Here is a 25,231-nt window from a genome sequence, read left to right on the forward strand (position 1 = left end):
CCGCGTGCCCAAGCTGCCCCTCCTCGTGGTCTGCCGCCACGTCGACCAGGGTCGGCTGAGCAGCAGTCTCTGTCGCGCCGTCTGACCCACCGCCCCCACCTCCCTCGGGCGCGGTCACGGCCGCGCGGGCACCGGTGGACGCGCACGTGGCTGCGCCATGGCCCCCAGGAAGACCCATGCGCTCTCGACGCACCACCCGCACCCTCGCCGCGCTCGCCGTGCTGACGACCGTCTCGGCCCTCGCCGCCTGCGGCTCCTCCTCCGACGACAGCGCCTCCGGCCCCGCCTCGGAGCTGCGGCTCGGCTACTTCGCCAACGTCACCCACGCGGCCGCCCTCATCGGTGTGCAGCAGGGCTTCATCCAGGACGAGCTCGGCGAGGGCACCACCCTGACCACCCAGGTGTTCAACGCCGGCCCCGACGAGGTCGAGGCGTTGTTCGCCGGCGGGCTGGACGCCGCCTACATCGGGCCCAGCCCGACCATCAACGCCTACGCCCAGAGCAACGGCGACGCGATCCGGATCATCTCCGGTGCGGCGTCCGGCGGCGCGCAGCTCGTCGTGCGCGACGGCATCGACACCCCCGACGACCTGCGCGGGACGACGCTGGCGAGCCCGCAGCTGGGCAACACCCAGGACGTCGCGCTGCGCACCTGGCTCACCTCGCAGGGCCTGGCCAACAGCGTGGACGGCGGCGGCGACGTCACCATCACCCCGACCAAGAACAGCGACATCCTCAGCCTGTTCGCCTCCGGCGACCTCGACGGCGCCTGGGTCCCCGAGCCCTACGCGTCGGACCTGGTCCTCGACGAGGGCGCCCACGTGCTGGTGGACGAGGCGGACCTGTGGCCCGAGGGCCGGTTCGTGACCACCCAGCTGATCGTGCGCACCGAGTTCCTGCAGCAGCACCCCGAGACCGTCGACGCGTTGCTGCGCGCCAACGTGGAGTCGGTGCAGTTCGCCGACTCCGACCCCACCGCCGCCCAGGCCGCGGTGAACGACGGCCTGGTCGCGGCCGGCGGCTCGGCGCTGGACGACGCGGTCCTGCAGCGGGCCTGGTCGAACCTCACGGTCACCTACGACCCCGTCGCGACGGCGCTGGCGCAGTCGGCGCAGAACGCGGTCGAGGCCGGCACCACCGCCGACGAGGTGGACCTCGACGGCATCTACGACCTGGCCCCGCTGAACGCGATCCTCGAGGAGCAGGGCCTGGACCCGGTCTCCTCCGACGGGCTCGGGACCGAGTGATGGCCACCCGCGACCTCACCGCCGACCAGGCGGTGGCCACCGACGCCGCCCCGGCGGTCCGGGTGACCGGTGTCTCGCAGGTGTTCGAGGAGGGCCGGCCGCCGGTGCTCGACCGGGTCGACCTGTCCGTCGCCCCCGGTGAGTTCGTCTGCCTGCTGGGCGCGTCCGGGTGCGGCAAGTCCACGCTGCTGAACCTCGTCGCCGGTCTGCTGCCGCCCACCGCCGGGACGGTCCAGGTGGCGGCCGACCGCCCGGCGCTGATGTTCCAGGAGTCGGCACTGCTGCCCTGGCTGACCGCCGGGGGCAACGTCGAGCTGGCCCTGCGGGCCCGCGGCGTGGCCAAGGCCGAGCGCCGCGCCGAGGCCGAGCGGCTGCTCGGGCTGGTCAACCTGTCGGGCTCGGAGGGCAAGCGGGTGCACGAGCTCTCCGGCGGCATGCGGCAGCGGGTCGCCCTGGCCCGGGCGCTGGCCCAGGACAGCCCCGTCCTGCTCATGGACGAGCCGTTCGCCGCGCTGGACGCGATCACCCGCGACGTGCTGCACGAGGAGCTCGTCCGCGTGTGGCAGCAGCAGGGCCTGACCGTCCTGTTCGTCACGCACAACGTCCGGGAAGCCGTCCGGCTCGGGCAGCGCGTGGTGCTCATGAGCTCGCGGCCGGGCCGGATCGCGCGGGAGTGGCGGATCGACATCTCCCACCCCCGCTCCATCGAGGCCCCCGCCGTGGGGGCGATGGCCAGCGAGATCACCGCCCAGCTGCACCGGGAGATCAGTCGTCATGGCTGACCGGTCCGCGGACACCCTGGTCGACGGGCACGCCGACGCGCGCTCGGTCGAGGCCGGGCTCGACGCCCTGGACACCGCTCCGCAGCTGCCGCCCCGGCCGGGCCTCGGCCGGGTGCTGGTGCGCTCGGTGCTGCCGCCGGTCGTCTTCCTCGCCCTGCTCGTCGGGGTCTGGCAGATCGCCTACGTCGCGGAGGTCAAGCCGCCCTACGCCCTGCCCGGGCCGGCCGACGTCTGGTCGACGTTCCTGGAGACCGTCGCCGACGGCCGCGCGCTCGAGGCGGTGTGGGTCAGCGTCAGCCGGGGCTTCGTCGGGTTCGCCCTGTCGCTGGTGATCGGCACCCTGCTGGGCCTGCTGCTGTGGTCCAGCCGGTGGGTGCGGGCGGCCGTCGGCCCGATCGTCAGCGGGCTGCAGAGCCTGCCGTCGGTGGCCTGGGTGCCGGCGGCGATCATCTGGTTCCAGCTCACCGACGCCGCCATCTACACCGTGGTGCTGCTGGGGGCGGTGCCCTCGATCGCCAACGGGCTGCTCGGCGGCTTCAAGCAGGTCCCGCCGCTGTACGACCGGGTCGGGCGGGTGCTCGGTCTGGGCGCGGCCGGCCGGATGCGGCACGTGCTGCTGCCCGCGGCGCTGCCCGGCTACCTGGGCGGCCTGCGCCAGGGGTGGGCCTTCGCCTGGCGCTCGCTCATGGCCGCCGAGCTGATCACCTACTCGCCGTCCCTGGGTCTGGGCCTGGGGCAGCTGCTCAACGTGGGCCGTGAGCTCTCGCAGATGTCGCTGGTCATCACCTCGATCGTGCTGATCCTGGTGGTGGGCATCGCCATCGAGCTGCTGGTCTTCGCGCCGGTCGAGCGGCGCATCCTGCGCAACCGCGGGCTGACGGTCGGCGGCTGAGGCGCACGGAGCGCCGTCCCGGACCCCGGGACGGCGCTCCTGGCCTCCGGGCGCGCCGGACCGGTACGGTCCCCGGGCGTGCGGCCGCTGCGGTACTCGATCAACACCACCCTGGACGGCTGCTGCCACCACGAGGCGGGCCTCCCGCCGGACGACGAGTCGATGGCCTGGTGGACCGAGCGCGCCCGCCGGGTCGACGTGATGCTCCTCGGGCGGGTGACCTACGCGATGATGGCGGAGGTCTGGCGCCGTCCGGCCGACGGGCGCTGGCCGGGCTGGATGGGGGAGCGCGAGGTCCGCTTCGCCGAGGCGCTCGACGCCGTCCCGAAGACCGTCTTCTCGCGCACCCTGCCCGCGGCGGACTGGAACGCCGAGCTGGTGCGCGACGACGTCGTCGGGACGGTCCGGCGGCTGAAGGAGCAGCCCGGCGGTCCGCTGTCGGTCAGCGGTGTGCGGCTGCCCGTGGCGTTGGCCGCCGCGGGTCTGGTCGACGAGTACGAGTTCCTGGTGCACCCGCTGGTGGCCGGTCACGGCCCGACGCTGCTCGCCGGCCTGCCGCAGCGGGTGCCGCTGGAGCTCGTGGACCGGCAGGAGCTGCGGTCGGGCGTCGTGGCCCAGCTGTACCGCCCGGTCAGCCCCAGGGCACCACGGTCTTCGTGATCTGCGCGCGGGCGACGACCACGTCCTCCACGTGCGCGACCGCGGTGACGAACGCGCTGCGCCGACCCCGCCGGTCCAGCTGACCGGTCGCCACCACCCGGCTGCCCGCCGCGGCGGGGCCGATCAGCTGCAGCGCCACGGCGTGGGACACCGCGTGCTCGTCGTCGGCCAGCGCGGGCGCCAGCGCCAGGTACCCGGCCAGCTCCAGCACCGCCGACAGCGCCGAGCCGTGCGCGCCGCCCGCGCCGTTGGCCGCCAGGGGCCCGACCGGCAGCCAGACCCCGGCCGACGGGCGGCCGGGGTCGACCAGCTGCACCCCGAGGGCCGCGACCAGCGGCACCGACAGGGCGAGCTGCACCCGCTGCTCGGCCTCCATCAGGCGTCCCCGGCCGGGACGAGCAGCACCGGCCGGGCCGTCGGGGCGACCTCCACCGCGGTACCCGGCACCAGCTCGGTGGACTCGGTGCTGACCACGTCGGCGGCCACCTCGGTGCCGTCGGGCAGGACCGCGGTGACCCGGGTCGTGCCGCCGGAGAAGGTGCGGGTGACCACCCGGCCGCGGCCGCCCGCGTCGGGGCGCAGCACGACCTGCTCCGGCCGCAGCAGCGCGACCACGTCGCCGACGGGCACCGGGCCCGCCACCGGGCGGGTGGTGCCGAGGAGGTCGACCTGCCCGTCGGCGCGCAGCTGTGCCGGCACCGCGCTGGTGGTGCCGACGAAGCGGGCGACGAACGCGGTCGCCGGCCGCGAGTACAGCTCGTCGGGGGAGGCGACCTGCTCGAGCCGTCCCGCCCGCAGCACCGCGACGCGGTCGGCCACCGACAGCGCCTCGGCCTGGTCGTGGGTGACGAAGACCGTCGTCGTCCCCAGCTCGAGCTGGATGCGGCGGATCTCGTCGCGCAGCTGGACCCGGACCTGCGCGTCCAGCGCCGACAGGGGCTCGTCCAGCAGCAGCACCTGCGGCGCCACGGCCAGCGCGCGGGCCAGCGCGACGCGCTGCTGCTGGCCGCCGGAGAGCTGGTGGGGGTAGCGGTCGCCGCGGTCGGCCAGGCCGACCAGCTCCAGCAGCTCGGCGGCGCGCCGGCGGCGCTCGGTCCGGCCCCGGCGGCGCACGGCCAGGCCGTAGGCCACGTTGTCGGCGGCGGTCAGGTTGGGGAACAGCGAGTAGGCCTGGAACACCATGCCCATGTCGCGCTTGCTCGGCGGCACGGTGGTGACGTCGCGCCCGCCGACGGTGATCGTGCCGGCGTCGGGCACCTCGAACCCGGCGATCGCCCGCAGCGCGGTGGTCTTGCCGCACCCGGAGGGCCCCAGGACGGCGAGGAACTCCCCGCCGGCGACGTGCAGGTCCAGGGCGTCCAGCGCCGTGGTGGAGCCGTAGGTGCGGGTCACCCCGGAGAGGACGACGTCGGCCGGGGGACGGTCGCGTAGCTCGGCGACGGTCGCGGTGGGGGTCCCGGCCACGGCGGCGGTCATGCCGTCGTCCGGGGGCGGCGGCGGTCCAGGGCGGAGATGAGCACGAGCAGCCCCCAGGTGAGCAGCAGGGAGAGCACCGACACCGACACCGACAGCTGCGGTGAGGCGCCGGAGATCTCGACGATCCAGGTCGGGAAGGTGCGGAAGCCCAGCAGCGAGGCGATGGTGAACTCGCCGAGCACGAGGGCGAGGGTGAGGAAGGCGGCGTTGAGCACCGCGGTGCGCAGCGCCGGGACCACGACGGTGACCAGCACCCGCGGCCAGGACGCACCCAGGTTGCGGGCGGCCTCGGTGAGCGTGCCCAGGTCGACCGCCCGCACCCCGGCGTCCAGTGCCCGGTGCGCGAAGGGCAGGGCGAGGACGACGTAGACCAGCACGAGGATCCAGGGCAGGTCGGGCTCCTGGAGCGCGAAGAAGGCGTCGGCCAGCGGGGTCCCGTAGAAGTGGTCCGGTGCCCAGGACAGCACGCTGCGCACCCCCACCACGAGGGCGATCGGCGGCAGCACCAGCGGCAGCAGGCAGAGGAACTCGACCACCCGGCGCACCCGCGGCAGCCGCAGGGTGACCAGCACGACCGTGGGCAGCAGGAGCAGCAGGGTGCCGGCCACGGTGAGCAGCCCGAGGGTCAGCGACCGGCCGAAGGTCTCGGCGAACCCGTCGGCCGACGGGATGCCGGTGTACCAGCGGGCGGTCAGCCCACCGGTGCCGCGGTCGCGGACGGTGAAGGCCACCGAGGCCGCGATGGGCACCAGGAAGTACGCGCCGAGCACGGTGAACAGCACGGCGCGGGCGACGCGCACCCCGGCGCGACGGGGACCGCGGCGACCGGTGGGCGCGGGGCCGGGGTCCACCGCGGCGGCCGCGGCCGGGAGGCCGGCCGCGGTGTCGACGGCGGTCATGCCGACCACCGGCTCGCCCGGCGCTGCAGCCAGCCGTAGACCAGCATGACCGCGCCGACCAGCACGACCATGCCCAGCGCCAGGGCCTTGCCCTGCGCCTCGGAGCCGACCAGCACGTTGGAGGACAGCGCGTCGGCGATCTGCAGGGTGACCAACGGGATGCTGCTGCCGACCAGGGCGCGGGCGGTGGCGTAGGCGGCGAACGCCGAGGCGAACAGCAGCACGGAGGCACCGAGCACCGAGGGCAGGAGCACGGGCCCGCCCACCCGGCGCCAGTACTGCCAGCCCGAACCGCCCAGGACGTCGGAGGCCTCCCGCCACTGCGGGCGCAGTCCCTCCAGCGCGGGGGTGATGGTGAGGACCATGAGCGGCACCAGGAAGTAGAGGTAGACCAGCGCGAGCCCGGTCGTGGAGTACAGGGAGGCGCCGAGGGTGATGCCGAGGTCGGACAGCAGCGCGGTGACCACGCCGGCGTTGCCGATGGCGGCGATGAAGGCGAAGGCCAGCGGGATGCCGCCGAAGTTGGCCAGCACGCCCGACGCGGTGAGCAGCAGCCGGCGCAGCAGCCGGCCGCGCCGCACCGAGAGCATCGCCGCGGCCAGCCCCAGGCCCAGGACCGTGCCCAGCGCCGCGGTGACGAGGGACAGCCGCAGGCTGCCCAGGTAGGCCCGGCCGTAGGCGCCGGTGGTCACCGAGGTGATGGCCGAGGTGGACCAGGTGTCCTCGTAGGTGACCGGGTCGGTGACCCGGAAGGCCTCGACGGCGAGCACGACGACCGGCAGCAGCAGGACGACACCGACGAGCAGGAAGAACGGCAGGGTGCCCAGCACCGCGGGCAGGGCCCCCCGGCGCCGGTGGCGCCGGGGGACCGCTGCGGTCGTGCGGGGGGTGGTGCCGGGGCCGGTGCTCAGCCCGAGATCTCCGCGTTCCACCGGCTGGCGACGACCTGCTGGGCGGCGGAGTTCTGCTCCTGGGTCGGGAACTCCGCGGTGCCCGACACCGACGGCAGGGCGGCGAGGGACTCGGCGTCGGCGGTGCCGTCGGACTCCATCACCGGCAGCCGGACCGGCCGGGCGCCGCCGGCCAGCCAGATGTTCTGGCCCTCGTCGCTGTAGAGGAACTCCTGCCACAGCCGGGCCGCGGCCGGGTGCGGGGCGTAGGCGCTGATGGCCTGGCTGTAGTAGCCGCCGAACAGGCCGTCGGTGGGCACGTTGACCTCCCAGGTGACGCCCTGGTCGGCCAGGTCGCCGGTCAGCGAGGCGTTGAGGTAGTCCCAGTCGATGGCCAGCGGGGTCTCGCCCGACTGGATGGTGGCCGGGGTGACCTCGACCGGGTTGAAGTTCCCGGCGTCCTTGACCTGGCGGAAGAAGTCCACGCCCGGGCCGATGTCGTCCAGGCTGCCGCCGTTGGCCAGCGACGCGGCCCAGACGCCGCCGAAGGCGGCCGCGGCCTGGGTCGGGTTGCCGTTGAGGGCGACCTGGCCGGCGTACTGCGGGTCGAGCAGCTCCTCGAAGCTGGTCGGGCAGGTGGTCACGACCGAGGCGTTGCAGCCGATGGAGACGTAGCCGCCGTAGTCGTTGTACCAGAGGCCGGTGTTCTCCTTCTGGTCGTCGGGGATGTCGTCCCAGGTGGCCACCTGGTAGGGCGCGAGCAGGTCCTGCGCGGCGGCCTGCTGGGCGAAGGAGGTGCCCAGGTCCAGCACGTCGGGGGCGCGGTCCTGACCGCGCTGGCTGGTGACCGCGTTCAGCTCGTCCTGGCTGGAGCCGTCCGGGTTGACCGAGTTGATCTCGATGTCGTACTTCTGCGAGAAGGTGTCGAGCATGGTGCCGTAGTTGGCCCAGGTCGGCGGCAGGGCGATCACGTTGAGGGTGCCCTCGGCCTGGGCCGCCTGCACCAGTGCGTCCATGCTGCCGAAGTCGGCGAGCGAGGTCGCCGAGGCGGCGTCGCCGTCGCCGCCGGAGGCGCTGCCGCCGCCGGAGTCGCCCGAGCCGCAGGCCGTGAGGGCCAGGGCAGCGGTGAAGAGCACGGCCACCGGCCGCACGAGGGTCGTCCGCACAGTCACTCCCGTTCCAGGGGCCGCCGCCCGGGCCCCGGGTGGGACCGGCGTGGCGAGCCGTCTGGAAGTAGGCGGTGCGCGACTGGACCGGCCCCGACGCCGGAGCGGCGCCCAGGTGAAGAGCAGGTGGCGGATCGGGTGCGTCGTCCCGGTGCGGGTCACGTGCCCCCGCGCAGCGCCTCGACCGGCTCGACGCGGGCGGCGCGGCGGGCCGGCAGACCACCGGCGGCCAGGCCCAGGACGGCGCCCAGCAGCGTGCCGCCGAGCGCGGTCCACGGGTCGACGACCGGGCTCCACCCCCGGGCGACGGAGATGCCGACGACGGCGAGCACCCCGACCGCGGCGCCGATGAGCCCGCCGAGCAGGCCGATGACCACCGACTCGGCCATGAACTGCCCGGCGATCTGGCGGCGGGTCGCCCCGACCGCCCGCCGCAGCCCGATCTCCCCGATCCGCTCGACGACCGAGAGCATGGTGACGTTGGCGATCCCGACCCCGCCGGCCAGCAGCACCACCACCGAGAGGATGACGAACACGCCGTTGACGTCGGCCTGCACGGCCCGGCCGAGCTGCGAGCGGGCCGACGGAGCGTTCACCTCGACGGTCTCCGGGGCGTCGGGCGCCAGCGCCAGCGGCGCCTGCTCGGCGAGCTGCGGACCGGCTCCGACGGCGATGTGGGCCTGCAGGTCGCCGGGGGCGCGCAGCCCGAAGTCCGCCCGCGCGGTGCCGGTGGGCAGGACGACCGCGTCCAGCAGCTCGGCGCGGACATCGGTGGCGTCGACGATGCCCAGCACCGCGTAGGCGATGCCGTCGACGAACACCGACGGCTGGCTGTCCACCCGGTCCACACCCAGCCGCTCCGCCGCGCGGCTGCCGAGCACCACCACCCGGTCCCCGCGCGCGTCGTGCCCGGAGTCGAAGAACCGCCCCGTCGCCAGGTGCCCGCCGACGGTGTCGAGCAGCCCGGCGGACGCCGCGTACAGCGCGGGCGGGGCGACCGGCGCCTGGGACGGGTCGTTGACCGCGACGGCGGTGACGGTCGCCTCCGGCAGCGACAGCTCCGCCAGCAGCGCCGCGGAGTCGACCCCGGCCAGCCGCTCCAGCCGGTCGACGGCGTCCCAGGGCAGCGTGCCGGTGGCGACCGTCTCGCCCCCTCCGGTGCTCGCCGTCGCCGGGGTGACCACCAGCGCGGTGGCGGCCGCGGCGTCGAACTGCCGGGCGATCTGCGCGGCGGCCGTCTGGGCGAAGCCGATGGTCGCGATCAGGGCGGCGACCCCGAGCACGGTGCCCACCACGGTGGTGACCAGCCGGCCGGGCCGCGCGCCGATGTCGGCGGTGGCCTCCCCGAGCAGGTCGGTGAGGCCGAACCGGTCGCGGGCCGGGACCGGGTCGACGGCGGACGGCGGGGCGGCACCGCGTCGGCGGCGGGGCAGCCTCACACCTCCTCCGCGCGGCCGTCGGCCAGCCGCACGCAGCGTCGCGCACGGCGTGCGACGGCGGCGTCGTGGGTGATGACCACGAGGGTGAGCCCGTCGCCGTGGAGGTCCTCGAACAGCTCCATGATGCCGCCGGTGGTGGTCTGGTCGAGGTTGCCGGTGGGCTCGTCGGCCAGCAGCACCCGCGGCCGGGTGGCGACCGCGCGGGCGACCGCGACCCGCTGCCGCTCGCCGCCGGAGAGCCGACCGGGCAGGAAGGCGACCCGGTGCCCGAGCCCGACCCGCTCCAGCGCCTCGCGTGCGCGCGGCTCGCGCTCGTCCCGGGGCGTACCGGCGTAGAGCATCGGCAGGAGCACGTTGTCCAGCACGGTGCGCCGCGACATGAGGTGGAAGGCCTGGAACACGAACCCCAGCTGCCGGGCCCGGACGGCCGCGCGCTGGTCCTCGCTGAGCGTGCTGGTCAGGATGCCGCCCAGCCGGTACTCACCGACCGTGGGCCGGTCGAGCAGGCCGAGGATGTTGAGCATCGTGGACTTCCCCGACCCGCTGGGCCCGACGATCGACAGGTAGTCCCCGGCCGCGACCGTCAGGTTCACGCCCTTGAGCGCCTGCACCTCCGGCGGCCCCGGGAACGAGCGGGTCACGTCGCGCAGCTCGATGGCCGGCTCGGTGCCCGGCCCGGCGTGCCGGGCGCCGGTCGCTGCCGGGGCGGTCACCGCCCGACCACCACGAGGTCGCCCTCGCCCAGCTCGCCCCCGGTGGGCGTGACCTCGACGGCGCCGTCGGCGGCCAGGCCGGTGTCCACGGTGACCAGCCGCGTCGCCGCGCGCTCCCCGTCGCGGGGGTCGCCGTCCACCACCTCGACGCGGGACTCCCCGCCGGGGCCGGCGGAGAGCGCGGCCAGCGGGACCGACAGCACGTCGCCCTCGGTGGCGCCGACCGGGATCTGCACGCGGACGTTGGCGCCCTGCAGCGCGGTGATCTGCTCGGGGGTCAGCGGTGCCGGCTCCAGCTCGACGGTCCACCGGTCCTCGGCGTCGGTCCCGGGGGTCACCGCGGTGACGGTGGCGGCCTGCTCGCCCCCCTCGGGCAGGTCGAAGGCCGCGGTGAGGCCGGGGGAGAGCAGGCGGGCGTCGGCCGCGGCGACCGTGCCGCTCAGCCCCAGGGTGGCACCGGAGACGGTCATGGCGGCGCCCTCCAGCACGGCGCCGCGGCGCAGCTCGGTGGCGTCGACCCGCCGGGGGAGCTGGGGCAGGTAGAGCACCTCGCCGGCGGGCAGGGAGGGCAGCGCGTCCTGGCGGGCCTGGGCCAGGGCGTCCTGGGCCTGGTCGACCAGCTGCTGGGCCCCGGTGACCGCGGCCCGCTCCTCCGTGGTGCTGCGCGGCGCCCCGAGCTGCTGGCGCTGCAGCTGGGCGAGCGCCAGCGCGTCCCGCAGGTCGCCGATCGTGGCGGTGTCGCCGGGGTCTGCGGCCAGGGCCGCGTCGAGGGCGCGCTGGGCGCTGGCCACCGCGTTGTCCGCCGTCCGCACCTCGACCGGGCCGGGGCCGGCCTGCGCGGCGGTCAGCGCGGCCTGCGCCGCGGTGAGCCCCTGCTGGGCGGAGGTGACCGCCTCGGACGCGGCGGACACCGCGTCCGCGGCGCCCTCCTCGCCGGCGGGTGCGGGGTAGCCGGCCTGGGCGTAGAGGGTGCCGATGGCCGCGGCGGCCGTCCCGTCGAAGAGGTTGCTGGCCGGGTCGCCGGCGTCCAGGCCGACGGCGCGCATGGCCTCCTTGAACTGGACGACGTCCGGGCCGGACACCCCGACCCGCAGCGTGCGGTAGGCTGGCAGCTCGCCGGGCAGCACGATGACCGGCCGACCGGCCAGCTCCAGCGCCACCGAGAGCGGGCCGAGCTCCGCGCCCACCTCGGGCACCTGCCCGGTGACGACGGCCGGCCCGGACAGCGTCGAGGTGTCGACGGTGACCTCGACCGGGTCGGCGTAGGCGACCTCGCCGCGGATGGTGACGTCGTTGCTCAGCTGGCCGAGCTCGACCGGGGCGGTGACCAGGCCCGGCGCGGGGGTGTCGGCGGCCGCGTCGTCCGGGACCAGCACGAACCGACCGAGCACGAGCCCCGCGACCAGGGCGACCACGGCCACGAGTGCGGTGAGCCCGAGCGTGCGGTTGCGCCGCGCGAGGGCCGCCCACGCGGCGAGCCGGGCGCGTCGTCCCCCGGTGGCGGGGTCGGCGGGGTCGGTCGGGTCGACGGGGTCGAGCGCGGCGGTGGCGTCCCGGTCCACGCTCAGTCCTGCTCGGCCGCGGCGCGCAGCGCCTCGAGCTCGGTCCGGTGGTCGTCCACGAACTGCTGCTCCAGCTCGTTCTGGATGCTGGTCTGCCGGTCGCGGTAGTCGGTCTCCTCGCGGCAGTCCAGGTCGGCCAGGGCCAGCTCGACCTCGCGCTCGCCCAGGGCGTCCATGGCCGCCTGGTCGGGCTCGACGTACTCCTCGCCCGAGCCGCCGGCCTCGTACAGCGCGTTCTGCTCGTCGTAGATCGAGTTCTGCGCGTCCCACTGCTGGGCGAACCCGGGGTGGCCCGCGGCGTCCATGCAGGCCGCCCACTCGCCGTCCAGCGCGCTCATCTCCGGCGACTCACCGGTACTGGTCCAGAACTCGTCCATCGCCTCGAACAGCGACGCGAACTCCGCCGACTGCGACAGGTCCTCGGCCTCGTACACCTCGTGCTGGGCGGCGCCGTAGCAGCCGCTGTCCTCCCAGTCGTACTCGTAGCTGCCGTCCTCCATGGCGGCCATCTGCTCCTCGGTCGGCGCCGGACCGCTCAGCGCCTCGTAGAAGGCGGTCTGCTCGGACTCCGAGAGGCTCTCGACGTAGTCGCCGTCCGGGTCGACGTACTCCTCGCCGGTGTCCTCGGGCACGTCGTCACGGCCGGGGAAGTCGACCGCGCCGTAGCCGTACTGCGACACCCACGCCCGGTCGTCGGGCTCCCACTCGTACTCGGTGCCGCCACCCCAGCTGAGGTTCGCCGTGTTCGGGACGTACTCGAAGCCCTGCTCCTGCATGCAGTCGGCGACCAGCTCCTCGACGCGCCGGTTCTGGTCCTCGGACTGCCGCTGCTGCTCCTCCTCGGACAGGTCGCCGCCCCAGACGGCGTCCAGGTACGCGCTCAGCGGCGAGGTGGTCTCCTCCGCCGCGGCCTCGCCGCCGCCCCCGGAGGAGGAGCAGCCGGCCAGGACGAGGGCCGCGGCGGCCGCGGCGAGGACGGTGCCGGGCAGACGACGAACGCGCATGGGATCTCCTCCGGGTTGCGGTGTGCCCGGACAGTAGGACAATCACAGCTTTCTCCGAGTCATCCCCGAGTCGGATTCCCAGGTGGTCCTGCCAGACGACCGGTTGATCCCGGTCCGGACCGGGCCCGCGGGGACAGGTGGCCCGTCGACCGCCACCCGCGTCAGGCCCCCCGTTGCAGGGGTGTCCCGGTCATCCGCAAGCCGGGACTTGCGGTGGACAACCACTGCGCTTTCGTTGCGCTTTCGTTACTTGACGCTCGCTTTCGCTTTCTCCAAGGTTGCGGCCTGGGTCACAGAGACCCAGCTCACGGACAGCCAGGGCGGAGGTGACGGCGCGGTGGTCGCACTCGACGAGTTCGCCCGGTCGGAGGCGATCCTGCAGGCGCTCGAGGTGGTCGGTCGGGTGCAGGTGACCGAGCTGGCGGCCCAGCTCGGCGTCTCCACCGTCACCATCCGCAAGGACCTCGAGGCGCTCGAGCAGCGCTCGGCGCTGCGCCGGGTCCGCGGCGGCGCGGTCGCGACCCCGGCCGCCGAGGAGGGCGCCTTCGAGACCCGCCTGCGCCACCGGCAGGCGGCGAAGGAGGCCATCGCCGAAGCGGTCGCGCCCCTGGTGCGCGACGGCGACGTCATCGCCCTGGACTCCTCGACCAGCTGCTGGTACCTGGCTGCCCAGCTCGTCGACCGCCGGGGCCTGGTGGTCATCACCACCAGCCTGCCCACGGCCACCCTGCTCAGCGAGCGCACCGACGCCACCGTCGTCATGCCCGGCGGCACGGTGCGCCGCTCGGCGCGGTCCCTCGTCGGCCACGTCGGCGACGTCCTCGCCGGCCGGGGCCGGATCGACCGGGGCTTCCTGGGCGGTCACGGCATCTCCGCCGAGCGCGGCCTGCTCGACCTCGCCAGCGAGGAGGCCGCGGCCAAGGCGCAGCTGGCCGACGCCTGCGACCTGGTCTACGGCCTGCTGGACTCCAGCAAGTTCGGCAGCTTCTCCATCCACACCTGCGTCCCGGTCGACCGGTTGACCGCCGTCTACACCGACTCGGGGGTCGACCCCGCGGCCGCGGCGGCGATCAAGTCCGCCGGGGTCCCCGTGCACGCCGTCGAGGTCGAGGCCGGCCGGTGACCGGGGGAGGGCTGAGCGTGGCCGCCGTCGACCTCGGGGCCGAGAGCGGTCGCGTCGTCCGGGCGGCCTTCGACGGCGAGCGGTTGGCGCTCGACGTCGCCGGCCGGTTCCCCAACGGTGCCCGCCCCTTCGCCGACGGCTTGCTCCGGTGGGACCTGGACGCGCTGTGGACGCACGTGTCCGACGTGCTCGCCGGCCTGGCCGCCTCGACCCCCGTCGCCTCGGTGGGGGTCGACACCTGGGGCGTCGACTACGGCCTGCTCGCCGCCGACGGGTCGCTGGTCGACCAGCCGACCTGCTACCGCGACCCGCGGCAGGTGCGCGCCATGCGGGAGGCGGTCGAGCGGGTGGGTGCCGACCGCCTGTACGGCGCGGCCGGCATCCAGACCATGGAGATCAACACCGTCTTCGCCCTGATGGACGACGCCGCGCGGACCGACCGGCTCGACCGGGCCGAGACGATGCTGATGATCCCCGACGTCTTCCACCACCTCCTCTCCGGCGCCCGGGTCACCGAGTCCACCGCTGCCTCGACCTCGGCGCTGTACCGCAGCGACACCGGGCAGTGGGCCGTCGACCTGGCCGAGGAGCTCGGCATCCCCTCCCGGCTGTTCCCCGAGGTCGTGCCGGCCGGCACCGACCTGGGCGCGGTGACCGGGCCGCTCGCCGAGCGGGGCCTGGGCCGCACCCGCGTCATCACCCCGACCGGCCACGACACCGCGGCCGCCGTGGTGGGCACCCCGTTCGCCACGCCCGGGGGCGTGTTCATCTCCTCCGGCACCTGGTCGCTGGTCGGCGTCGAGCGCGACCAGCCGCTCATCACGGCCGGCACCGCGGCGGCCAACCTGACCAACGAGGGCGGCTACGACGGCACCACCCGGCTGCTGCGCAACGTCATGGGGCTGTGGGTCCTGCAGCAGTGCCGCGCGCAGTGGCGGGCCGAGGGGCACGACCTCGACTACGCGCAGATCGCCGAGCTGGCCGCCGCCGAGCCGGCGCTGCGCAGCGTCGTCAACGTCAACGCCCAGGACTTCCTGGCCCCCGGGGACATGCCCGCGCGCGTGCAGGCCTACTGCGCCCGGCACGGCGACCCGGTGCCCCAGGGCGTCGGTGCGGTCGCCCGCTGCGTGGTCGACAGCCTCGCCCTGGCCTACCGGCTGGTCGTCGACGACGTCGCCGAGGTGACCGGACGGCGACCGGGGTCGGTGAACGTGACCGGCGGCGGGGCCAACCACCGCCTGCTGGCCCAGGCCACCGCCGACGCCACCGGCCTGCCGGTGCACTGCGGGCCGGCCGAGGCCACCGCGCTGGGCAACGCGGGGGTGCAGCTCATCGCCCTCGGCGAGCTGGCCGACCTGGCCGACCTGCGCCGGGTGGTGGCCGCGTCCACCGAGCTGCGCTCGCACGAGCCGCGGGCCTCCGCCGCCTGGGACGACGCCGCCGCGCGGCTGCGCGGCCTGGTCGAGGAGGACGACCGCGCCCGGGGCCTCCGCGGGCCCTGACAGACCTCCCGGGCCCTCCGGCCCGGGGTGACACCCGCTGACCCCACGGGCGGCGGCCGCACAGCGGGGACCACCCGCAACACGATGGAGTGATCATGAAGGCAGCGCACTACAAGTCCGTGGTGGCCGGGGTCGGCCTGGCCCTCGTGCTGACCGGCTGCGGCCAGGGCAGCGGCGGGTCCGCCTCCGGGGGTGACTCGGGCGGGGAGTCCGGCGGACCCACCATCGCCTTCGTCCCGAAGCTGCAGGGCATCCCCTACTTCGAGGCGATGAACGCCGGCGGCCAGGCCGCCTGCGAGGAGCTCGGCTGCACCTGGCTCTACCAGGGCCCGGTCGAGGCCGACGCCGCCGCCCAGGCCGACATCGTGCGCTCCTTCATCCAGCAGGGCGTCGACGTCCTCTTCGTGGCCCCCAACGACCCCGACTCGATGGCCCCGCTGCTGCAGGAGGCCGAGGACGCCGGCATCAAGGTCGGCACCACCGACACCGACGCCCCGGACTCGGTCCGCGAGGTGTTCGTCAACCAGGCCACCGCCGAGGGCATCGGCCAGGCGCTGACCGACCAGATCGTCGACGCCATGGGCGGCACCGGCCGCTACGCGATCGTCTCCTGCGGCGAGACCGCGGAGAACCTCAACTCCTGGATCGACGTGCAGCGGGAGTACACCGCCTCGCAGTACCCCGACGTGACCCTGACCGACGTCGTCTACGCCGGTGAGGACCAGGCGGCGGCCACGCAGATGGCCACCGACCTGCTCAACGCCGACCCGACGCTGACCGGCCTGGTCGGCGAGTGCACCTCGGCCGCGCCGGGTGTGGCGCAGGCCGTGCAGGACGCCGGGCGGGTGGGCCAGGTCTTCACCGTCGGCCTCGGCACGCCGCGCTCGATGGCCGACTACCTCGCCAACGGCTCGTCCTCGGCCAGCGTGCTGTGGAACGTGCAGAACCTGGGCTACCTGACCGCCTGGGCCGGCCTGCAGCTGTCCGACGACGCGGGCTTCGAGGCCAGCAACGACGTCAGCTCCGACCTGTCCGGCGTCGAGTACGACGACTCGTCGAAGACCCTGCTGCTCGGCCCGCCGCTGGTCATCACCACCGAGAACGTGGGCGACTTCGACTACTGATCGGACCCCGGCCGGCACGCGCGCCCCGCGCGCGTGCCGGCCACCCCGTACCGCCAACCCCGGAGGACCCGGTCATGACCGCAGACCCGACCCCAGCGGCGCCGCCCCGTCTGGAGGTCGCCGGCATCGCCAAGCGCTTCGGCGCGGTGCGCGCCATCCGGCACGCCGACATGCGCGTCGACGCCGGGAGCGTGCACGCCCTCGTGGGCGAGAACGGCGCCGGCAAGAGCACGCTGATCAAGATCCTGTCCGGCGCCGAGACCGCCGACACCGGCCGCGTCGAGTTCGACGGCCGGCCCACCGACATCGGCTCCACCGCCGCCGCCCTGGCCCTGGGGATCGCCACGGTCTACCAGGAGCCGCAGCTGTTCGCCGAGCTCACCGTGGCCGAGAACGTCTTCACCGGCCGCGAGATCACCCGCGGCGGCCGCATCGACTGGGCCGCCCAGAACGCGAAGGTCGTGGAGCTGCTCGAGCTCATCGGCCTGCCCGCCCGCTACGCCACCGTGGCGGTGGGCCAGCTGTCCATCGCCGAGCAGCAGCAGGTCTCCATCGCCAAGGCCCTGGCCGGCGACGCCCGCGTGCTGATCCTCGACGAGCCCTCGGCGATCCTCACCGACACCGAGGTCGAGGTGCTGTTCGGCGTCGTCCGCCGGCTGGCCGCCTCGGGGGTCTCCATCATCTACATCAGCCACCGCCTCGACGAGCTGTTCACCATCGCCGACACGGTCACCGTCATGCGCGACGGGCAGACCATCGGCACCCACCCGATCGGCGAGCTCAGCGTGCGCCGCATCGTCGAGCTCATGGTCGGCGGCATCCTCGACGACGCCCGGCAGGAGCGGGTCGTGCCCGACGGCGACCCGGTGCTCGAGCTGCGCGGCCTGGGCCTGGAGGGTGCCTTCCACGACGTGGACGTCGCCATCCGGCCCGGTGAGGTGGTCGGTCTCTACGGCCTCGTCGGGTCCGGTGTCGCCGAGATCGGCGCGACGGTCTACGGGATGAGCCGGGCCACCGCCGGGTCGATCCTGGTGGCCGGCCGCGAGGTCAGCCCGCGGTCCCCGCGCCAGGCCCAGCAGCTGGGGATCGCGCTGCTGCCGGCCAACCGCAAGCAGCAGGGCCTGTTCGGCTTCCAGCCCATCTCCTTCAACATCTCCGCCGGCCACCTGCCGCTGCTGTCCCGGCTGGGGGTGTGGGTCGACCGGCGCCGCGAGCGCGAGGTGGCCCGCAGCTCGATCACGCGGCTCTCGGTGAAGACCCCCGACGAGAAGCAGGCGGTCTCCGCGCTGTCGGGCGGCAACGCCCAGAAGGTCGTGCTGGCCCGCCAGCTCGTCGAACGCCCCCGGATCCTCGTGCTCGCCGAACCGACCCAGGGGGTCGACGTCGGCGCGAAGGAGGAGATCCACCGGATCATCACCCAGCTCGCCGACGACGGGACCGCCGTGCTCATCGTGACCTCCGACCTCGCCGAGGCCATCCGCATCTCCGACCGCCTGCAGGTGGTCCGCGCCGGCACCACGACCGTCGAGTTCGGCCCGGGCGCCACCCAGGTCGACGTGCTCGCCGCCGCCGCCGGGGCCGTGGACGAGTCGGGGGTGCCGGCATGAGCGCACCCACCACGGCCACCCCGCCGGGCGGGGTGGGGGAGGTCGTGCACGACGCCCCCGCGCGGGGGCGGATCCTGCCGCGGCCGGTCACCGGCCAGGAGGTCGTGCTCGTCGTCGTCATCGCCGCGCTGTGGCTGGTGCTGGGCCTGGCCACGCCGGCGTTCTTCACCAGCGGGTCGATCATCCCGCTGCTGGTCTCGATGAGCCCGATCGCGCTCATCGGCGTCGGCATGACCATCGTGATCATCACCGGCGGCATCGACGTGTCGGTGGGCAGCATCGTCATGGTGTCGGCGGTGGTCACGGCACAGGCGCTGGTCGACCACGGCCTGTCCCTGCCGGTCGCCGTCCTGCTGTCGGTGCTGGTCGGCGGTGTCCTCGGCCTGGTCAACGGCGTGCTCATCGCCTACGGGCGGGTGCAGGCGATCATCATCACCTTCGGCACGCTCAACCTCTTCAAGTTCGTCGGCCTGCAGTTCTTCGGGTCCTCGACCGTCGAGGGCATCCCCGCCACGTTCGCCTTCTTCGGCCGGGGCGAGGCCGGTCGCACGCTCGGCATCCCGCACAGCTTCCTGATCATGCTGGTGGTGGCGACCGCGGCCTGGTTCTACCTGCGCCACACCGCCGGGGGCCGGCACTTCTACGCCATCGGCGGCGACGCCGTGGCCGCCCGCCTGGCCGGCGTCGCCGTCCGCCGGCGGTCGCTGATCGCCTACGTGCTCACCGGCCTGCTGTCGGGCCTGGCCGCCTGCTTCGTCATCGCGCAGGGCACCACCAGCCTGGCCGCGTCGGTCGGTTCGGGCACCGAGCTGGCCGTCATCGCCGCCGTCGTCATCGGCGGCACGTCCATCACCGGTGGGCGGGGGTCGGTGCTGGGCACCGTGCTCGGCGCGCTGCTGGTGCAGACCGTCACCACCGGCGTCACGCAGCTGGGCTGGCAGTCCCAGCTGTCGGACCTGTTCGTCGGCTTGTTCATCGTCGTCGCCGTCGGTGCGGACCTCGTCCGGCAGCGGAGCAGGAGGACCTCGTGACCACCGCGACCGTGCCCGACCCCACCGGCACCCCGCCGGCCCGCACGACCGGCGACGAGCGGCCCTCGCTCGCCTCCCGGCTGCTGCGCCTGGTGCTCACCCAGCGGATCGCGCTGCTGGTGGTGCTGCTGGTCGCGGTGGTCATCACCATGACCACGCTCAGCCAGAACAACTACCTCAGCGCCCCGTACAGCCCGTCCTACATGTCCGCGACGCTGATCAACCTGGTCCCGCTGGTGCTGCTGGGGCTGGCCGAGCTGCTGGTCATCACCTCCGGGCGCGGCGGCATCGACCTCTCGGTGGGCGCCATCGTCTCGCTGACCGGCATGGTGTTCGGCTTCGCCTACGGGCAGTGGGGCTGGTCGCTGCTGGCCGCGCTGGCGCTCGCGGTGGCCTTCGGGGCGCTGTGCGGCGCGCTGAACGGGGTGCTGGTCGCCTACGTCGGCTTCCCCGCGCTGATCACCACGCTGGCCACCTACTACGCCTTCCGGTCGCTGGCGCTGGTCATCAACGACCAGCAGCCGATCAGCACCAAGCCGGTGCAGGACCTGTACTCCACCGCCGCGGCGGTGCAGCTGCCCTTCCTGCCCGAGTCCTTCCCCCGCGTGCCGCTGGGCATCTTCACCTTCCTGGTGCCCACGGTCGTGGTGGTCTGGCTGGTGCTGGCCCGCACCACGTGGGGACGACGCCTGTACGCGGTCGGCACCAACGACGTGGCCGCCGAGTGGACCGGCATCGACGTGCGACGCACCCGCTTCTCCGCCTACGTGGCGGCCGGGGCCATCTCCGGCCTGGTCGCCGTGGTCACCGTGGCGCAGTTCGCCTCGGCCCGGCCCGACGCCGGCGTCTCGGGCACCGGCATGGCGCTGCCGGCCATCACCATCGCCGTCCTGGGCGGGGTCGCCATCACCGGCGGCATCGGCCGGGTGGCCGGCGTCGTGCTGGCCGCCCTGCTCGTGGTCTGGCTCAACGCCGGGATCCTGCTCGCCGTCCCCGGCAACGCCGGCACCCAGCTCCAGCTCTTCGCCCTCGGCGCCGTGCTCGTCTTCGCCGCCCTGCTCAACGGCATCACCAACCGCCGCTACGGAGGAACCCAGTGACCGCGACGTGGGACCCCTCGCTCGTCGGGCCCGACCTGGTCCAGCTCACCCGCGACCTCGGGGAGCCCGGCCGCGACCTGGTCATCCTGGCCGAGGGCAACACCTCGGCCCGGCTGCCCGACGGCCGGGTGGTGGTCAAGGCGTCGGGCTCGAGCATGCGCACCGCCACCGCCGAGGACTTCGTCGTCGTCGACGTCGACCCGCTGGTCGAGCTGGTGCGCGACCCGCGCTCGACGCAGGCCGACCTCACCGCCGCCCTGGACGCCGGCGAGCACGACGGCCGCCGGCGCCGGGCGTCGATCGAGACGCTGGTGCACGTCGCGGCGCAGGCCTTCGCCCCGGTGCCCTTCGTCGCGCACACCCACCCGACCGCGGTGGTCGGGCTGCTGGCCAGCGTGCACGCAGCCACCGCCTGGGACCGGCACGTCTACTCCGACGAGGCGGTGGTCATCGGCCGGCCGCTGTTCGTGCCCTACGCCCAGCCCGGGGTCAAGCTGGGCCGGGTGTACCTGGAGGGGCTGACCCGGCACTGGGAGACGTGGGGCGAGCTCCCGCAGCTGGTGCTGTTGGGCAACCACGGCATCGTGGCCCACGCCCCGAGCGCGGCCGGGGTCGAGGGCGTGTCGCAGATGGCCGTGAAGGGCGCCCTGGTCCGCTCGGCCGCCTACGCCGCCGGGGGCGTGGCACCCCTGCCCACCGAGTCGGTGGACGAGTTCTTCGCCCGCGACGACATCGAGGAGCGCCGGCGCTCGCTGGCCGGGGGGACGGCGTGAGCCTGCCCGCGGCCCCCCGCGCGGTGTTCCTCGACGTCGGGGGGCCGATCTACGACGACCAGAACTTCGTCGACGCCGTGCTCACCGCCCTGGACGAGATGAGCGCCCAGGCCGGTCGCGGCCCGGTCGACCGGTCCGCCTTCGCCGGGGTCTACGACCGGATCCGGGCCCAGCAGGGCGGCTCGCTGCGCACCGCGCTGGCCACCGAGCTGCTGGGCGACGCCGGCGCCCGCGACGAGCTGCACGAGCGCACCCGCGCGCACTGGCGGCACCCCGCGGGCACGCTCTACGCCGACGTCCTGCCGTTCCTGGGGGCGCTGTCCGACGACGTGGTGGTCGGCGTGCTGGCCAACCAGGAGGAGACGGTCATCGAGGCGCTCACCCGCGACGGCGTGGCCGACCACGTGGACGTCTGGGGCGTGTCGGCGGTGGTCGGGTACGAGAAGCCCAGCCCCGAGCTGTTCCGCTGGTGCCTGCGCGAGGCCGGGGTGTCGCCGGGGGAGGCCGTGCACGTGGGCAACCGGCTGGACACCGACGTGCGGCCGGCATCGGCGCTGGGCCTCGGCACGGTGTGGGTGCTGCGGGGCGAGGCCCCCGACCGGCCCACGCCCGAGCAGCTGGCCGAGCCCGATCTCGCCGTCCCCGGCCTGGACGGCCTGGCCGCGGCACTGTTCCCGGCACGGGGTGCCTGACGTGGGGGGAGGGGCCGGCCGGCCGGTCGTGCTCGGTGTGGACCTGGCCACCGCCGCCGCCCGCGTGCACGCCGTCGACCCCGCCGACGGCACGGTGCTCGCCGAGGCGGCCCGGCCGCTGCCCGCCCCGCGCACGCCCCGCCCGGGCTGGGTGGAGCAGGACCCGCAGTACGCCGACGCCGCCCGGGGTGCGCTGGCCGAGGTCTGCGCCGCGCTCGGGGCCCGGGCCGCGGACGTCGCGGCCCTGTCGGTGACCGGCACCTCCGGCACGGTCCTCGCCGCGGACGCCGACGGCCGGCCCACGGGGCCTGCGCTGCTCTACTCCGACGACCGCGGCCGCGACCTCGTCCCCGCCGGCACCGGTGCCAGCGCCGGCCGCCTGCTCTGGCTGGCCGCCCACACCCCCGGCGCCCGGTACCTGCACACGCCCGACGTCGTGGTCGCCGACCTGACCGGCGTGCTGGTGACCGACACGTCGCACGCGCTCAAGGCCGGCACGGACCCCGCGGCCCGGCGGTGGCCGCAGCCGCTGGCCGACCGGCTGGGGGCGGCGCTGCCGGACCTGGTGCACCCGGGCACCCCGGTGGGCACGGTCCGCGACGCCGTGGCCGCCGAGCTCGGGCTGCCCCGCGGGGTGGTCGTGGTCGCCGGCATGACCGACGGCTGCACCGCGCAGATCGCCGCCGGCGCCGTCGCCCCCGGCCAGACCATCGGGGTGCTCGGCACGACCCTGGTCCTCAAGGGGGTGGCCGCCGCCGAGGTCGACCGGGACGGCGTCTACTCCCACCTGGCCCCCGACGGCTCGTGGTGGCCGGGCGGTGCGTCCAACACCGGGGCGGGCACGCTGACCGCGACGGCGGACCTGGCGGCGCTGGACACCGAGGCCCTGGCGGCTGGTCCCTCGCCGCTGACCTGCTACCCGCTGCCCCCGCCGCCGCGGCAGGGCGAACGGTTCCCCTTCCGCGACGAGCAGGTGCAGGCCTTCCTGGTCGGCCCCGGCGCCGACCGGGCCGGTCCCGTGCAGCGGCACCGGGCCGAGCTGGACGGCGTCGCCTTCACCGAGCGGCTGGGCCTCGAGCTGCTCGCCGGGCTCGGCGTGGCCAGCACCGACCACCGCGCCGTCGGCGGGGGCAGCCGGTCGCTGCCCTGGCTGACCGTGCGCGCCAGCACCCTCGGCCGCCCGGTGTCCCGGCCGGCCACGCCGCACAGCGGGTTCGGCGCCGCCCTGCTGGCGGCCACCGCGCTGGAGGCCGGCGGCCCGGCCGCGCTGCCCGAGGTCACCGCCCGCGCGGTCCACCCCGACGTCGTCGTCGACCCCGACCCGGCCCAGGTCGAGGGCCTGGCCGCCGGCTACCGGCGGCTGCTCGACGAGCTCGGCCGCCGCGGCCTGCTCGAGCACCGGCCGCTGCCCACCCCGGCCGTCCCGGCCTGACGACCCACCACCCCTGCCCGGCACCCACAGCGGAACCACACGGCGGCCCGGCCGCCAGGACGGAGAACGACCATGACCTCCCTGCCCCAGGGCGTGCAGGAGCTGCTCGACCGGTCCCACCGGTACGGCAGCGACCCCACGGTGACCAACTACGGCGGCGGCAACACCTCGGTCAAGGTGACCGTGACCAGCCCGGCCTCCGGCAAGGACGTCGAGCTGGTCTACGTGAAGGGCTCCGGCGGTGACCTCGGCACCCTGCAGCCGCAGGGCCTGGCGGTGCTCGAGCGCGCGCCCTTCCTGGCCCTGGACGACGTGTACCGGGGGGTGGAGCACGAGGACGAGATGGTCGCGCTGTTCCCGCACGCCGCGTTCGGCGCCGGTGGCGCCACGCCGTCCATCGACACCCCGATGCACGGCCTGGTCGACTGCCCGCACGTCGACCACCTGCACCCGGACTCGGTGACCGCGCTGGCCTGCGCCGCCGACGGCCCGGCGCTGGTCGCCGAGCTGTGGGGCGGGAAGGTGGCCTGGGTCGACTGGAAGCGGCCGGGCTGGGAGCTGGGCCGGCAGATCTCGGAGATCGCCCGCGACCCCGAGGTGATCGGCGCCGTCCTGGGCGGCCACGGGCTGACCAGCTGGGGGTCCACCTCCGCGCAGGCCCAGGAGCGCGCGCTGGGCATCATCGAGCAGGCCGCGGAGTTCATCGCGGCCCGGTCGGTCGCCGAGCCCTTCGGCGCCGTGGTCCCCGGCCACGAGGCCCAGCCGGAGCAGCAGCGCCGGGCCCGTGCCGCGCAGCTGTTCCCGCTGCTGCGCCGGGTGGCCTCGGCCAGCAGCCGGCAGGTGGGGCACTTCACCGACTCCGAGGTCGTGCTCGACTTCCTCTCCCGCGAGAAGCTCGCGGAGCTGGTGGCCCTGGGCACCTCGTGCCCCGACCACTTCCTGCGCACCAAGATCCGTCCGATGGTGCTGGACACCCCGGTGGACGCCCCGCTGGCCGACGTCGAGGCCCGGCTGGCCGAGCTGCTGGCGGAGTACCAGGCCGAGTACAGCGCCTACTACCAGCGGCACGCGCAGCCGGGGTCGCCGGCGATGCGCGGGTCCGCCCCGGCGATCGTGCTGGTGCCCGGCATCGGCATGTTCTCCTTCGGCGCCGACCACCAGACCGCACGGGTGGCGGGGGAGTACTACGTCAACGCCATCAACGTCATGCGCGGCGCCGAGGGCCTGTCCCGCTACGCGCCGATCAGCGAGGCCGAGAAGTTCGCCGTCGAGTACTGGCAGCTCGAGGAGGACAAGCTCGCCCGGCGCCCCAAGCCCAAGGCCCTGTCCGGCCGCGTCGCGCTGGTCACCGGGGCGGCGTCGGGCATCGGCCTGGCCACCGCCCGGCTGCTGGCCGAGCACGGCGCCGACATCGTGGTCGCTGACCTCGACCTGGCCCGCAGCGAGGAGGTCGCCGCCGAGCTCGGCGGGCCCGACCGCGCCGTCGCCGTCCGGATGGACGTCTCCGACCCCGACGCGGTGGCCGCCGGCATCCAGCAGGCGGTGCTGGCACTCGGCGGGGTGGACATCGTGGTCAACAACGCCGGGTTCGTGAAGCCGGGGTCGCTGGCCGACACCACGCTGGCCGACTGGGACGCCCAGTTCGCGGTCATGACCCGCGGCAGCTTCGTGGTCGCGCAGGCGGCCGCGCCGGTGATGCGGGCCCAGGGCCTGGGCGGCGACGTGATCAACATCTGCTCGAAGAACGCCGTGTTCGCCGGTCCCAACAACCTGGCCTACTCCTCGGCCAAGGCCGCGCAGGCGCACATGGTGCGGCTGCTGGCCACCGAGCTCGGCGACGACGGCATCCGGGTCAACGGCATCAACCCCGACGGCGTGGTGCGCGGGTCGGGCATCTTCTCCGGCGGCTGGGGGGCGTCCCGTGCGGCGACCTACGGCGTCCAGGAGGACGACCTGGGCAAGTACTACGCCTCCCGCACGGTGCTCAAGGAGGAGGTGCTCCCCGAGCACGTGGCCGGGGCGGTGCTGGCGCTGACCAACGGGACGCTGGCGGTCACCACCGGCCTGCTCGTGCCGGTGGACTCCGGGGTGGCCGCGGCCTTCCTGCGCTGACCGGC

The 25,231-nt window shown here is 75.0% G+C and carries 23 protein-coding genes; 14 read left to right on the top strand and 9 right to left on the bottom strand.

Going from position 1 to position 25,231, the window contains the following annotated elements; translation table 11 throughout:
- Positions 1 to 176: 176 nt before the first annotated feature.
- The 4 genes from BLT39_RS12940 (at position 177) to BLT39_RS12955 (ending at position 3,581) form a co-directional block, all read left to right on the top strand.
- Positions 177 to 1,247 (top strand): ABC transporter substrate-binding protein, encoded by a 1,071-nt coding sequence (locus tag BLT39_RS12940; RefSeq protein ID WP_091063736.1) that lies wholly within the window; start codon positions 177 to 179, stop codon positions 1,245 to 1,247.
- Positions 1,247 to 2,029: an ABC transporter ATP-binding protein gene (locus BLT39_RS12945; RefSeq protein WP_091063739.1), complete on the top strand. Its 783-nt coding sequence runs from the start codon at positions 1,247 to 1,249 to the stop codon at positions 2,027 to 2,029. Before BLT39_RS12940 ends, BLT39_RS12945 begins: the two co-directional genes overlap by 1 nt.
- Complete coding sequence (locus BLT39_RS12950) at positions 2,022 to 2,921, top strand: ABC transporter permease (RefSeq protein WP_091063742.1); 900 nt, start codon at positions 2,022 to 2,024, stop codon at positions 2,919 to 2,921. Before BLT39_RS12945 ends, BLT39_RS12950 begins: the two co-directional genes overlap by 8 nt.
- A gap of 78 nt (positions 2,922 to 2,999) precedes the next feature.
- The gene (locus tag BLT39_RS12955; RefSeq protein WP_091063746.1) at positions 3,000 to 3,581 is read left to right on the top strand and encodes a dihydrofolate reductase family protein; all 582 of its coding nucleotides are present in this window, start codon (positions 3,000 to 3,002) and stop codon (positions 3,579 to 3,581) included.
- Here the strand turns inward: BLT39_RS12955 and BLT39_RS12960 are convergent.
- The 9 genes from BLT39_RS12960 to BLT39_RS13000 form a co-directional block, all read right to left on the bottom strand.
- A complete protein-coding gene (locus BLT39_RS12960; protein ID WP_091063749.1) occupies positions 3,553 to 3,957 on the bottom strand; it encodes a PaaI family thioesterase in 405 nt (134 codons plus the stop codon). The two genes, BLT39_RS12955 and BLT39_RS12960, sit on opposite strands and share 29 nt — an antisense overlap.
- Entirely contained in the window at positions 3,957 to 5,057 is a 1,101-nt protein-coding gene (locus BLT39_RS12965) for an ABC transporter ATP-binding protein (protein WP_091063753.1), read from the bottom strand. The genes BLT39_RS12960 and BLT39_RS12965 overlap by 1 nt, the downstream gene beginning before the upstream one ends.
- A complete protein-coding gene (locus BLT39_RS12970; protein WP_091065015.1) occupies positions 5,054 to 5,956 on the bottom strand; it encodes an ABC transporter permease subunit in 903 nt (300 codons plus the stop codon). Before BLT39_RS12970 ends, BLT39_RS12965 begins: the two co-directional genes overlap by 4 nt.
- The gene (locus BLT39_RS12975) at positions 5,953 to 6,786 is read right to left on the bottom strand and encodes an ABC transporter permease (protein WP_091065020.1); all 834 of its coding nucleotides are present in this window, start codon (positions 6,784 to 6,786) and stop codon (positions 5,953 to 5,955) included. Before BLT39_RS12975 ends, BLT39_RS12970 begins: the two co-directional genes overlap by 4 nt.
- A gap of 77 nt (positions 6,787 to 6,863) precedes the next feature.
- Positions 6,864 to 8,012, bottom strand: a complete 1,149-nt coding sequence (locus BLT39_RS12980) for an ABC transporter substrate-binding protein (RefSeq protein ID WP_091063756.1) — start codon at positions 8,010 to 8,012, stop codon at positions 6,864 to 6,866.
- Positions 8,013 to 8,170: 158 nt separating this feature from the next.
- A complete protein-coding gene (locus tag BLT39_RS12985) occupies positions 8,171 to 9,451 on the bottom strand; it encodes an ABC transporter permease (RefSeq protein ID WP_207507938.1) in 1,281 nt (426 codons plus the stop codon).
- Positions 9,448 to 10,164, bottom strand: a complete 717-nt coding sequence (locus BLT39_RS12990) for an ABC transporter ATP-binding protein (protein ID WP_091063761.1) — start codon at positions 10,162 to 10,164, stop codon at positions 9,448 to 9,450. The genes BLT39_RS12985 and BLT39_RS12990 overlap by 4 nt, the downstream gene beginning before the upstream one ends.
- Positions 10,161 to 11,726, bottom strand: a complete 1,566-nt coding sequence (locus BLT39_RS12995) for an efflux RND transporter periplasmic adaptor subunit (protein WP_131801489.1) — start codon at positions 11,724 to 11,726, stop codon at positions 10,161 to 10,163. The genes BLT39_RS12990 and BLT39_RS12995 overlap by 4 nt, the downstream gene beginning before the upstream one ends.
- A 2-nt stretch (positions 11,727 to 11,728) precedes the next feature.
- Entirely contained in the window at positions 11,729 to 12,730 is a 1,002-nt protein-coding gene (locus BLT39_RS13000; protein ID WP_091063764.1) for a hypothetical protein, read from the bottom strand.
- Between the two features lie 337 nt (positions 12,731 to 13,067).
- Between BLT39_RS13000 and BLT39_RS13005 the strand changes: the two genes are divergently transcribed.
- From BLT39_RS13005 to rhaD, 10 genes are all read left to right on the top strand, one after another.
- Entirely contained in the window at positions 13,068 to 13,853 is a 786-nt protein-coding gene (locus BLT39_RS13005; protein ID WP_131801490.1) for a DeoR/GlpR family DNA-binding transcription regulator, read from the top strand.
- A 17-nt stretch (positions 13,854 to 13,870) separates the two neighbouring features.
- A complete protein-coding gene (locus BLT39_RS13010) occupies positions 13,871 to 15,355 on the top strand; it encodes a rhamnulokinase (protein ID WP_131801491.1) in 1,485 nt (494 codons plus the stop codon).
- 95 nt (positions 15,356 to 15,450) lie between these two features.
- Positions 15,451 to 16,479, top strand: a complete 1,029-nt coding sequence (locus tag BLT39_RS13015) for an autoinducer 2 ABC transporter substrate-binding protein (protein WP_091065029.1) — start codon at positions 15,451 to 15,453, stop codon at positions 16,477 to 16,479.
- Positions 16,480 to 16,553: 74 nt separating this feature from the next.
- Positions 16,554 to 18,086, top strand: a complete 1,533-nt coding sequence (locus BLT39_RS13020) for a sugar ABC transporter ATP-binding protein (RefSeq protein ID WP_091063772.1) — start codon at positions 16,554 to 16,556, stop codon at positions 18,084 to 18,086.
- Complete coding sequence (locus tag BLT39_RS13025) at positions 18,083 to 19,117, top strand: ABC transporter permease (protein ID WP_091063775.1); 1,035 nt, start codon at positions 18,083 to 18,085, stop codon at positions 19,115 to 19,117. Before BLT39_RS13020 ends, BLT39_RS13025 begins: the two co-directional genes overlap by 4 nt.
- Positions 19,114 to 20,217, top strand: coding sequence for an ABC transporter permease (locus tag BLT39_RS13030; RefSeq protein WP_242658372.1), 1,104 nt, complete (start codon positions 19,114 to 19,116; stop codon positions 20,215 to 20,217). The genes BLT39_RS13025 and BLT39_RS13030 overlap by 4 nt, the downstream gene beginning before the upstream one ends.
- Positions 20,214 to 20,990: a class II aldolase/adducin family protein gene (locus BLT39_RS13035; RefSeq protein ID WP_091063778.1), complete on the top strand. Its 777-nt coding sequence runs from the start codon at positions 20,214 to 20,216 to the stop codon at positions 20,988 to 20,990. Before BLT39_RS13030 ends, BLT39_RS13035 begins: the two co-directional genes overlap by 4 nt.
- Complete coding sequence (locus BLT39_RS13040; protein WP_091063782.1) at positions 20,987 to 21,682, top strand: HAD family hydrolase; 696 nt, start codon at positions 20,987 to 20,989, stop codon at positions 21,680 to 21,682. The genes BLT39_RS13035 and BLT39_RS13040 overlap by 4 nt, the downstream gene beginning before the upstream one ends.
- 1 nt (position 21,683) lies before the next feature.
- On the top strand, positions 21,684 to 23,114 hold the full coding sequence (locus tag BLT39_RS13045) for a xylulokinase (protein ID WP_165640267.1): 1,431 nt from the start codon (positions 21,684 to 21,686) through the stop codon (positions 23,112 to 23,114).
- Between the two features lie 72 nt (positions 23,115 to 23,186).
- Positions 23,187 to 25,226: a bifunctional rhamnulose-1-phosphate aldolase/short-chain dehydrogenase gene (rhaD, locus tag BLT39_RS13050; protein ID WP_091063789.1), complete on the top strand. Its 2,040-nt coding sequence runs from the start codon at positions 23,187 to 23,189 to the stop codon at positions 25,224 to 25,226.
- The last annotated feature ends 5 nt before the right edge of the window (positions 25,227 to 25,231 follow it).

It is taken from the genome of Klenkia brasiliensis, assembly GCF_900100695.1.
Lineage (GTDB): Bacteria > Actinomycetota > Actinomycetes > Mycobacteriales > Geodermatophilaceae > Klenkia > Klenkia brasiliensis.

What these genes read in the sequence shown, in the direction of transcription:
- BLT39_RS12940 (WP_091063736.1), top strand. Translation starts at nt 177, where the DNA reads ATGCGCTCTCGACGCACCACCCGCACCCTCGCCGCGCTCGCCGTGCTG.
- BLT39_RS12945 (WP_091063739.1), top strand. Translation starts at nt 1,247, where the DNA reads ATGGCCACCCGCGACCTCACCGCCGACCAGGCGGTGGCCACCGACGCC.
- BLT39_RS12950 (WP_091063742.1), top strand. Translation starts at nt 2,022, where the DNA reads ATGGCTGACCGGTCCGCGGACACCCTGGTCGACGGGCACGCCGACGCG.
- BLT39_RS12960 (WP_091063749.1), bottom strand. Translation starts at nt 3,957, where the DNA reads ATGGAGGCCGAGCAGCGGGTGCAGCTCGCCCTGTCGGTGCCGCTGGTC.
- BLT39_RS12965 (WP_091063753.1), bottom strand. Translation starts at nt 5,057, where the DNA reads ATGACCGCCGCCGTGGCCGGGACCCCCACCGCGACCGTCGCCGAGCTA.
- BLT39_RS12970 (WP_091065015.1), bottom strand. Translation starts at nt 5,956, where the DNA reads ATGACCGCCGTCGACACCGCGGCCGGCCTCCCGGCCGCGGCCGCCGCG.
- BLT39_RS13000 (WP_091063764.1), bottom strand. Translation starts at nt 12,730, where the DNA reads ATGCGCGTTCGTCGTCTGCCCGGCACCGTCCTCGCCGCGGCCGCCGCG.
- BLT39_RS13015 (WP_091065029.1), top strand. Translation starts at nt 15,451, where the DNA reads ATGAAGGCAGCGCACTACAAGTCCGTGGTGGCCGGGGTCGGCCTGGCC.
- BLT39_RS13020 (WP_091063772.1), top strand. Translation starts at nt 16,554, where the DNA reads ATGACCGCAGACCCGACCCCAGCGGCGCCGCCCCGTCTGGAGGTCGCC.
- BLT39_RS13025 (WP_091063775.1), top strand. Translation starts at nt 18,083, where the DNA reads ATGAGCGCACCCACCACGGCCACCCCGCCGGGCGGGGTGGGGGAGGTC.
- rhaD (WP_091063789.1), top strand. Translation starts at nt 23,187, where the DNA reads ATGACCTCCCTGCCCCAGGGCGTGCAGGAGCTGCTCGACCGGTCCCAC.